This is a genomic window from Actinomadura sp. KC216 (assembly GCF_004348535.1).
GTDB lineage: Bacteria > Actinomycetota > Actinomycetes > Streptosporangiales > Streptosporangiaceae > Spirillospora.
Genome location: NZ_SMJX01000338.1, coordinates 1 through 8,670 on the forward strand (window position 1 = coordinate 1; position 8,670 = coordinate 8,670).

General features: G+C 67.6%; 13 protein-coding genes. 9 read left to right on the forward strand and 4 right to left on the reverse strand.

Features of this window, described 5'->3' with window-relative positions; translation table 11 throughout:
- Positions 1 to 499: peptide-methionine (S)-S-oxide reductase MsrA (gene msrA, locus E1264_RS35885; protein ID WP_132180867.1), on the forward strand; the 499-nt coding region annotated here is incomplete at its 5' end.
- 23 nt (positions 500 to 522) lie between these two features.
- Here the strand turns inward: msrA and E1264_RS35890 are convergent.
- Complete coding sequence (locus tag E1264_RS35890) at positions 523 to 1,761, reverse strand: helix-turn-helix transcriptional regulator (protein WP_243711374.1); 1,239 nt, start codon at positions 1,759 to 1,761, stop codon at positions 523 to 525.
- Between the two features lie 189 nt (positions 1,762 to 1,950).
- Here E1264_RS35890 and E1264_RS35895 point away from each other — a divergent pair, with 189 nt between their 5' ends.
- Positions 1,951 to 2,202, forward strand: coding sequence for a hypothetical protein (locus E1264_RS35895; RefSeq protein ID WP_132180869.1), 252 nt, complete (start codon positions 1,951 to 1,953; stop codon positions 2,200 to 2,202).
- Between the two features lie 90 nt (positions 2,203 to 2,292).
- Positions 2,293 to 2,649 carry a hypothetical protein gene (locus tag E1264_RS44035; RefSeq protein ID WP_165964555.1) on the forward strand — a complete coding sequence of 119 codons (357 nt, stop codon included), beginning with the start codon at positions 2,293 to 2,295 and terminating at the stop codon, positions 2,647 to 2,649.
- A 773-nt stretch (positions 2,650 to 3,422) separates the two neighbouring features.
- Here E1264_RS44035 and E1264_RS35905 read toward each other — a convergent pair.
- On the reverse strand, positions 3,423 to 3,731 hold the full coding sequence (locus E1264_RS35905) for a hypothetical protein (RefSeq protein ID WP_132180873.1): 309 nt from the start codon (positions 3,729 to 3,731) through the stop codon (positions 3,423 to 3,425).
- A 161-nt stretch (positions 3,732 to 3,892) separates the two neighbouring features.
- Between E1264_RS35905 and E1264_RS35910 the strand changes: the two genes are divergently transcribed.
- The 5 genes from E1264_RS35910 to E1264_RS35930 all read left to right on the forward strand — a co-directional run bounded on the left by E1264_RS35910 (position 3,893) and on the right by E1264_RS35930 (position 6,372).
- A complete protein-coding gene (locus E1264_RS35910) occupies positions 3,893 to 4,486 on the forward strand; it encodes a DUF4291 domain-containing protein (RefSeq protein ID WP_132180875.1) in 594 nt (197 codons plus the stop codon).
- Positions 4,487 to 4,576: 90 nt separating this feature from the next.
- Positions 4,577 to 4,903, forward strand: a complete 327-nt coding sequence (locus tag E1264_RS35915; protein WP_132180877.1) for a hypothetical protein — start codon at positions 4,577 to 4,579, stop codon at positions 4,901 to 4,903.
- Positions 4,900 to 5,148: a hypothetical protein gene (locus E1264_RS35920; protein ID WP_132180878.1), complete on the forward strand. Its 249-nt coding sequence runs from the start codon at positions 4,900 to 4,902 to the stop codon at positions 5,146 to 5,148. The genes E1264_RS35915 and E1264_RS35920 overlap by 4 nt, the downstream gene beginning before the upstream one ends.
- Positions 5,149 to 5,189: 41 nt before the next feature.
- Positions 5,190 to 5,567 (forward strand): hotdog domain-containing protein, encoded by a 378-nt coding sequence (locus tag E1264_RS35925; protein ID WP_347813441.1) that lies wholly within the window; start codon positions 5,190 to 5,192, stop codon positions 5,565 to 5,567.
- 139 nt (positions 5,568 to 5,706) lie between these two features.
- Positions 5,707 to 6,372: a hypothetical protein gene (locus tag E1264_RS35930; RefSeq protein ID WP_207936688.1), complete on the forward strand. Its 666-nt coding sequence runs from the start codon at positions 5,707 to 5,709 to the stop codon at positions 6,370 to 6,372.
- Positions 6,373 to 6,378: 6 nt separating this feature from the next.
- Here the strand turns inward: E1264_RS35930 and E1264_RS35935 are convergent, their stop codons facing one another.
- Positions 6,379 to 6,936 carry a response regulator transcription factor gene (locus tag E1264_RS35935; protein WP_243711375.1) on the reverse strand — a complete coding sequence of 186 codons (558 nt, stop codon included), beginning with the start codon at positions 6,934 to 6,936 and terminating at the stop codon, positions 6,379 to 6,381.
- Between the two features lie 32 nt (positions 6,937 to 6,968).
- Positions 6,969 to 7,388, reverse strand: a complete 420-nt coding sequence (locus E1264_RS35940) for a hypothetical protein (protein ID WP_132180884.1) — start codon at positions 7,386 to 7,388, stop codon at positions 6,969 to 6,971.
- 164 nt (positions 7,389 to 7,552) lie between these two features.
- Between E1264_RS35940 and E1264_RS35945 the strand changes: the two genes are divergently transcribed.
- Positions 7,553 to 8,670 (forward strand): tannase/feruloyl esterase family alpha/beta hydrolase (locus tag E1264_RS35945; protein WP_132180885.1); only part of this gene is annotated, 1,118 nt, incomplete at its 3' end.

Consider the following 8,670-nt stretch of genomic DNA (forward strand, 5'->3'; position numbering starts at 1 on the left):
CTTCTGGGGCGCCGAACGCAAGTTCTGGCAGACCCCCGGAGTCATCTCCACCGCCGCCGGCTACGAGGGCGGCTACACCCCGAACCCCACCTACGAAGAGGTCTGCAGCGGCCAAACCGGCCACGCCGAGGCCGTCCGCGTCGTCTACGATCCCGCCAAGGTCACCTACGACGACCTCCTCCGCGTCTTCTGGGAGTCCCACGACCCGACCCAGGGCATGCGCCAGGGCAACGACGTAGGCACCCAGTACCGTTCGGCCATCTTCTACCGCACCGAAGCCCAGAAGAAGGCCGCCGAAGCCTCCCGGGACGCCTACCAGCTGGTCCTAACAAAGGCCGGCTATGGCGAGATAACCACCGACCTGACCCCCGCCACCGACTTCTACTTCGCCGAGGACTACCACCAGCAGTACTTGGCAGACACCAAAAATCCCAACGGCTACTGCGGCCTAGGCGGCACGGGCCTCTCCTGCCCAGTGGGCGTCGCCCGCGCCGAATAGAAGCTGATCTGCTGGCACGGCTGTCAGGCCGCGTGCGTATCGAGCACGTCACGTACCTCGGGGATGTCGCGGAACGGCTCTAGCTTCGCAAGGACGACCCGGCCTCGCTGGGTCGTGCGGTCGCTCGCGAAGTCGGCCGAAAGGTCAAGCATTCGCCGTGCGGCCTGGGCGGCCTCCTCCGGCTCGTTGGCGTCCACGAGTGCGACGGCCAGCCAGGAGAGGTAGAGAGCCAGTTCGCGAGTGTGGGTCGAGTCGTAGCGGTTGAGCACCTCTTGCAGGAGCGGGACAGCGCGCAACGGCTTCCGAAGTTCGGTGTAGACGCGGGCGTCCATCACGTCGAGTTCCTCGGACGAGACCCAATAAGCCCAGCCGGGAGACTCCTGCGAATCCTCGTCCGCCATGGCTTCGTGGGCCTCGGCCAGAGCGCGCATGGCTGGCTGGGCTTCGCATGCTTTGGTGTGCGCCCATGCGACTCGGTCAAGGTAGAGCGCGCGGGCCTTGGCCGGGGCGTCCGGCCCCGCCTCTTCCAACGCCGCATGAGCAAGGCCCAACCCATCGTCTTCGCGGCCGGTGTTGGAGAGCTGGTAGGCGAGGCTTCCAGCGAGGTTGCCGACCAGGGCGAAGTCTCCGGCCTCCCTAGCGGCCGAAACTCCAAGCCGATAGGCACGCGCCGCCTGGTCGTGCTCGCCCGCGTCGCTGGCGATCCACCCCTTGATCTGCGCTATCTCTCCGATGCTGCTGAGAAGGGAGCGACCGGTCTCCTCGGAATGCGTCGTCTCCCGATAGAGCCGGACGGCCCCGTCCAGCTCCCGGAGCGCTGGGGCGAGTAGATCGCCACCGGCGATGACGTCGTCGGCCAGTCGCAGGCTGTGCGCCCGGTCGGCTAGGGCGGTGGCTGCGGAGGCTCCGACTCGGCGGCCCGTTTCACTTGCCAGCGGCCCAAGTTCCACGTCGTGATCGGGCAGGAAGTAGGCGAGTGCCTCGGCGGGGCTGCGCGTCCCGGCGCCGATGTGCTCGCCTCGCGCATGGGCGGCTCCGCGTTCCAGCGTGTCGAGTGGCACCCCTAGGGCCGTCGCAAGAGCGGGTAGCCAGACATCCGGGACGCGCTCATCTCGTTCCCACCGACTGACCTCGTGCCGCGTCACAGAGGCGGTCCGGGAAATCCGGCACAACGTCTCTGCCAGTTGCCGCTGGCTCATGCCTGCGTCCCTGCGCATCTGTGCGAGGTACGCGCCGAATCGCCTCCGCTTCGCGTCGCCCACGCTGGCCCCTCTCTCCTTCAAGTGTGGCCCCTTCCTGGCTCCCTGGCTGGTGCCTCCGGAAGATCCGGTGAAAAGACAGGCTCAGAGCCCTGGAACGGCGGCACCTCCCACCGGTCGACTCCGGTCGGCAGCAGACGATCGCGGTGGGTCCTGCTCCTTTGCACCTCGTGCAAGACGGAAGGACGGCTCATGGCAGACGGTGCGGGCAACCCGTTGGAGGAGCTGGAGGCGGAGCTCACCCAGCGGAGATGCCTGGCGCAGGTCTACGACGGAACGCTCGTGGTGTCGCTGGGCGTGCGTGGCGAGCAAGTGATCGCCTGCGATGGACAGCGGTTCCGGTGGGGTGGGGAGCGCGGACACGTCATCGGTGAGGTGGGAAGAGAGTCGGCGGCGGCGGACCGCGCGTTGTTGGTGTTGCGGCAGATCAGGCGGTGGTCGTGATGACCCGTAGCGGGACGGCGTCGAGCGTGGGAACCGTTGGGGCGCTGGACACGACGTTCCTGGCCTCGGTGACGGCTCCGGCTCACGGCGGTGCAGAATCTCGAACTGCTCGCTATCGCGCTCAAGCCGAAGGGCTGGCGGTGCGTGGCGCTGTACGAGAAAGAGGAGTTCGGGTTCCCCGTCCCGCTGCTGTGGGTGTACGCCAGCGGGGCGGCCGACGACATCGGGGCCGTGGTCGCGGTGCGGGCGACGCCCGGCGGGGCGTGGGCCTACTACGAGGCGGGCAAAGGCCGGGCCGGGTTCCTATCCCTCTGCGGCGACGTGGAATCGGCGGCTCATCGGCTAGATCGGCTGTTGAAGTACCGCATGTTCCCAACGTCGAATGGGCGTGAGGGCCGCGGCTTCCCTTTTCGCGCTGGCATGGTCGGGGCCGGTCGATGGCCGTAGGCCACCCCGTAGGGACGACCGGAGGGAGTCAGCGGGCGCAAGACGAGCCGTTGAAGCGGACGAGCAGCGGCTTCCAGGGCCGGACGACGCTCGAGACGGAATTGCCGCGGCGGCCGGGGCCTGTGGGCGGGGCCGCGCTGCGAACGGCCCCGAGGAACTCTTTCGGGGATACCCCGGGGACGAGTGAGGACGGCTACCCCGAGGAGTCTGGGGAAGCACGGCGGCGCGTCCCGTGGCGGCCGGTTGGGGCGGGGCCTGCGGACGCGGCACGATGCGCGGCCGGGCGCGACCGCCCGGTCACCGGCGCCCACGCCGCCGCCCCTTGATACAAGACAGTCGGATTCGGCAGTGCTGAGCTATTCATTACGAGACCAGGGACAGGATCCGCCCCCTCCCCTGACCGGCTGGACAACCGTCTCAGCCACGACCCGAGCATCAGAAGCCCCGCGGCACCAGCCGGCAGCCGATCGGTCGCGTCACGGACGCCATCCTGCCGTGTCCGCCGGGCATGAGGAGGCTTATGCAGGCGTCGAATCTGCTGTGGGAATATGCGAGCGGAGCATGATGAGTTGTTGCAGCCCCATGGGCCCGAGCAACCGCGGTGGTCAGAGGGCTATAGTCAGGGGTTCGATCCAGCATGCAGTTCGTTCGTCCGGCGGCTTTTCCTGGCCGGCCTCACTGCCAGCCACTGAGATGTGCTTTCGCGGAGGCCCCACCCTTCAGGGACATGGGAAGGATGGGGCCTCGCCCGGCTTGGAGGTCAGCTCACCAAGTCAGTTGACCTGGATATCGCCGCTCTTGAGCCCGCCCTTGTTCGCGCAGTAGGCGTACGACCAGTTGCGTCCGGTCGGATCGGAGGCGGATTTCCACGGACCGTACGCCGCACCGTTGCGGCAAGTGGCCACGGCCCGGAAAAGCTTGCCAGCGAAGTCGTTGCCGCAGGTGGCGCCGTACGTGTTCCGGTCGCTCCACACATTGCAGGTGACGGCGTGGGCGGCAGGTGTTCCAGTAGCCAGTAACCCGCTGGTCGCCAGGGCGAGAGTTGATATAACGGTGGCCGTCCTGCGCTTAACGTTACGCATGACCATGCTCCTTACTCTGGTGATGGGTTCTGTGGAATGCTAGCAGAGGGGCCCGGTTCGTGCGATCGACAAAGAATGTTCACGCCTGATTCTGGGTCTTCTGCTTTGAGGCGTTCGTATCGAGTTGGCTGATCGGATCGGTTGGGTTCACCATTGACGGCATGGATGAACCACTACACAGGATCCGCGCGCTCCATACGGCGTCCACGATCACCGTCTACCAGGCGTACAGCCCCGATATCGGGGTGCCGGCGGTGCGTCAGGGGGCGTTCCCGGCGGCTTGGAAGCGGGACCGGATGACGTGGGTCAAGCCGTCCTTCCTGTGGATGATGTACCGCTGCGGTTGGGGCACGAAAGCGGGACAGGAGACCGTCCTCGCCGTTGAGATCACTCGCGACGGGTTCGAGTGGGCACTGCGCCGCTCGTGCCTCTCGCACTACGTGCCCGGACTGCACCCGGATCGCGAGACCTGGCAGCGTCGGCTCAAGAACGCACCGGCACGCGTCCAGTGGGATCCTGAGCGCGATCTGTACCTGAGGCCGCTGCCGTACCGCTCCTTGCAGCTCGGGCTTTCTGGCGAGGCGACGCGGCGCTACGCGGATGAGTGGATCGTCTCCATTAGCGACGTGACACCGCTCGCCCGTGAAATCCACGCGCTCGGCAAGGCTCGTGATCTGGATTCCGCGACCCGGCTGCTGCCGCAGGAGTCCCCGTATCCGGCCGAGGACGACCTCCTGGCGCACCTGGGGGGATGATCGGGCAACCTGGCATACTTTGCCCGATCGTGCGAGGTGGTCATGGCTGGAAACCGGCCGACTGTGCCGTTGCTTCTAGTGGTCGGAACGATGGTCGTCGTTGCGCTGGCACAGGTCGTGTGGGCCTCCGGCGGGTCGCTGTACGAAGCCTCGCAGGGAATCGCCTTCTTCCTTGGCGCCGGCGGAATGATGTTGATGTTCTACCGCTGGCGGTGGTTGGGTGATGGCCTCGCCAAGGTCCTTTGCCTGACCGCGTTCGGTACGTGGGCGCTGGCGGTCATGGTCGGCTCGGTGGGCGACGGCTTCGCTCCCTCGCACCCGTCGTTCTGGATCGCGGGGGTGGCTCTGCTGATCGGCCTGGTCGGCGGTGTCCTGGCTCTGGTGCGTGTCTATCTGGAGCGGAAGAAAGCCGGATGAGTGTGGACGCGTCTTCGGCTGCCTGCGGATTTGGGGACGCCATCGAGGAGTATCTCGATGCGATGTCGTCCGGGCTCAAGGAGAAGGTGGGTCGTGTCGTTGGCGGGCTTGATGACCGCTATTCGGCTGTGACCGTTGAAGATGGGGGAGCGGAACTCGCCGCCTACTGGCGTCTCCTGGCGGACGGGCGGGAGTGCCGCTGGTGGTGGACCCGCAAGCCGCACGTCCTCCCGCCGGGATGGTAGACCGGTCGTGCGACGGAGCATTGTTCTGTGGGGTGATGGGAATGCGGCCTGGGTTGCGGGCTCAGAAGGTTGTGCTTGTCGGGGACGCGGACACCGCCATTCGGCTGGGTAGTGGGGATGTGCGCGTTCTGGGGACGCCTCGGCTCCTTGCGCTTGCGGAAGAGGTGACGGTGGCGGCGGTCGGGCCTCACCTGGACGAAGGCCGGACCTCTGTCGGGACGCGTGTGGAGCTGGAGCATCGGGCCGCCAGTCCCGTGGGCATGCGCGTGACGGTCGAGGCCGAACTGCTGGAGGTCGACGGGGCGCGGCTCGTCTTCGGGTGCACGGCCACCGATGAGCACGGCACGGTTGTGGGTACCGGACGCATTGAGCGCGTCGTCGTCGATCGGGAGCGGTTTCTCGCGCGGCTCCCTCATTGAGTTATTCGGTCGATAACTCTCGTGCCGGATGCCAGAATTACCTGCCATCTCCGGGGGCCGTTGCCAGCACAGCGTGTTGGGGTGGTGACATTTTCGGCATCCGCCTGCGGTGAATGCGGGTTTCTGGAGAGGTATGTGGGTGAAGTACGGAGCGTTTGTCGCCGGTTTGGTGGCCTTGGCGGTCGTGGCCGGTTGCTCCGCCGAGGGTGATGACGTGAGTGTCCCGGTGAGAAGCGCAAGCGGTTCGGCGGTCCCTACGCCTGAGGCGGCGACCGTGCCGCCGGGTTGGCACCGGATCGAGAGCCAGGAGGTCGGGCTGTCGATCGCCGTTCCGAAGGGGTGGATCGACCTCGACGTCGAGACGGGCGAGTTCACCGACGCGCTGAAGAAGGCGGGAATCTCCGGCGCCCCTGCGGAGGCCATCGAGAAAGGCGCCGCCGCGCTCGCGGGCAGGAGCATTCTCTATGTGGTCGACGCGGCCGGGGCCGACGGCGGTTACGTGGACAACATCAGTGCCGTCTGCGCTCCGGGCGGCGGTGTCAAGGCGGATCAGCTGGAGAATGCCGCCAAGGTCGGCCTGGCGCGGCTCGGCGCAGACGATATCCGGTCGAGCAGTTTGACGATCGGCGGGATGCCCGCGGCCAAGGTCAGCTACTCGCTGAACGCGGGCGTCGACGCGCGTGCCGTCCAATTCCGGATCCTGGCCCCGGAAGACACGCTCTGTGCGGTCACGTTCGGCATGAAGCCGGGTACGGAGATCAAGGAGCTGGACCGGATTGCCGGTACGGTCCGTCCGCTCATGTGAAATGGCTTAGATGAGGTTTTGGTCGCGGGCGTAGAGGGCGGCTTGGGTGCGGTCTCGGAGGCCCAGGCGTTGCAGGATGCGGGAGATGTGGTTCTTTACCGTGCCCTCGCTCAGGTAGAGGCGCTTGGCGATTTCCTTGTTGGTGGCTCCGGCGGCGATCAGGCGCAGGACCTCGGTCTCGCGCGGGGTGAGGACGCCCGGGTCGGGGAGCGCGGCGGCCAGGCGGCGGGTGATCGTGGAGTCGAGCTGGGCGACGCCGGAGCGGGCCAGCCGGACGGCGGCGGCGAGTTCGGCCGCCGGGAGGTTCTTCAGGAGGTAGCCGGCCGCTCCCGCGCGCATGGCCTGGACGACGTACTCGTCGTCATCGAACGTCGTCAGCATCACGACCTTGCAGGACGGGTGGCGGGCGAGGATCTCGGCGGTCGCGGTGACGCCGTCCATGCCGGGCATGCGGACGTCCATCAGGACGACGTCGGCGGACGCGGCGGCCTCGACCGCGGCGTCCCCGTCGGCGGCCGTGCCGATCACCTCGATGCCGGGCTGGATGCCGAGGAGCGACGCGATCCCCTCGCGGACGAGTTACTGGTCATCGACCACTAGGGCGCGAACATCACCACGTCGGAGACGTGTTCCGCTTGGGTGTGCCAGCCGGGGACGCGGAGCGTGAACAGCACCGGGAGCGCCGCCACGCACACCACGCCGAGGGCGATCGCGGTGCGGCGTCCGAACGTGAAGTACGCGGTGAACGGGACGAGGACGAATAGTGCCCGCGAGATGCCGGAGTCGTCGAGCGCATTGACGGCGACATAAGGCCCGGTGCGGGTGATGAGGAGGGCGGTGGCCGATGGGATGTGACGTTCCGCGGCGTCGATTCCGATGAGGAGGAGCAGGAGGACGGCGAAGGCTGCGAGCTGGAATGACGGGCCCGCGTCCACCAGTGCGTAGTACGCGCCTCCGGCCAGTACAGCGAGGCAGAGGAGGGGCGACACCCAGGGCACTGGGCGCGTCGAAGCCATGGACGGGAGCGTACGCGGGCGCGGATGTCCCGGGTCACCGACGGGACGGAAACTGGCCAAAGGTCATGTGCCGTTCGGACGAAGCGGGTCCGGCCCTTTCGCACTTATCCGTGAATGGCGCCGGTTATTACGGTGCGTGATGTCCCTCACGGAAGGTGTTCGACATGGTGCGTGCCATAGTGCTCGTCTCCGCCTTGCTGGTTTCGCTGGCCGCCGCTCCCGGTGCGGCGGCGGATGTGGGGTGTGGTGAACGGAAATTGCGGGTTCCGGGTGCGGTGCGGTCCGTTGCGGTGTGCCTGCCCGATCTGACGACGGCCGGGACGATCCCGAGCGGGCACACCGATCCGGCCGACTGGGCGGGGCTGGAGGCCCCGGGGACGGTCAATCCGTCGGGCGTTCCCGGAATCCAGATCGACGGCCATTTCCCCGACTCGTCCAAGACCAATCCCACGCACGGGTGGAACCAGGATTCGCAGTTCGTCATCCGGCTGCCGGAGCGGTGGAACGGCGGGCTTGTCGTCAGCGGTCCCCCGGCCGTCCGGGAGCAGTACGCGAACGACCGCATGATCGGCGACCACGTCCTGGCCAAAGGATTCGCGTTCGCGGCGACGGACAAGGGCAACACCGGCCCGACCGTCTATACGGACGGGCGCAGGCCGGGCGACGCCATTCGGGAATGGCATCTGCGGATGGCCCAGCTGACGCAGGCGGCCAAGCGCGTCGCGGCGCAGAAGTACGGGCGCGCGCCGGGGTACACGTACGCGGCGGGGTTGTCGGCCGGTGGTTACCTCGTCCGCGGGCAGCTCGAACGGTTCCCGTGGCTTTACAGCGGCGGGGTCGACTGGAACGCGCTGTTCTTCGCGTCGGCGTCCGAAGGGCCGAGCCTGCTCACGACGCTGCCTCCGGCGCTGCGCGCCTATCCGCGGTATGCGGCGGGGAAGCCGGGGGCGCGCGAGGAGATGCTCGCGGCCGGTTATCCGGCGGGTTCGGAGCCGCTCTGGGACTTCCACCACAAGAACCTGTGGGATTTCCTGCAGCGGATCGTCCGGGAGGAGCTCGACCCGTCCTATGACGGCGCGCGGGAGGCGGGGACGCCGTTCTGCGCGGAGGGGACGGGCGCGGGATGCGACACCGATTACGAGTACGGCTCCCGGCCGCGCGAGGTGCGGGAGGCGGTCCGGCGGGTGTCATTGACGGGGCGGATTCAACGTCCGCTCATCAGCATTCACGGCACGCTCGACGCCCTGCTGCCGATCAGTAAGTACGGCGACGTGTACGCGGA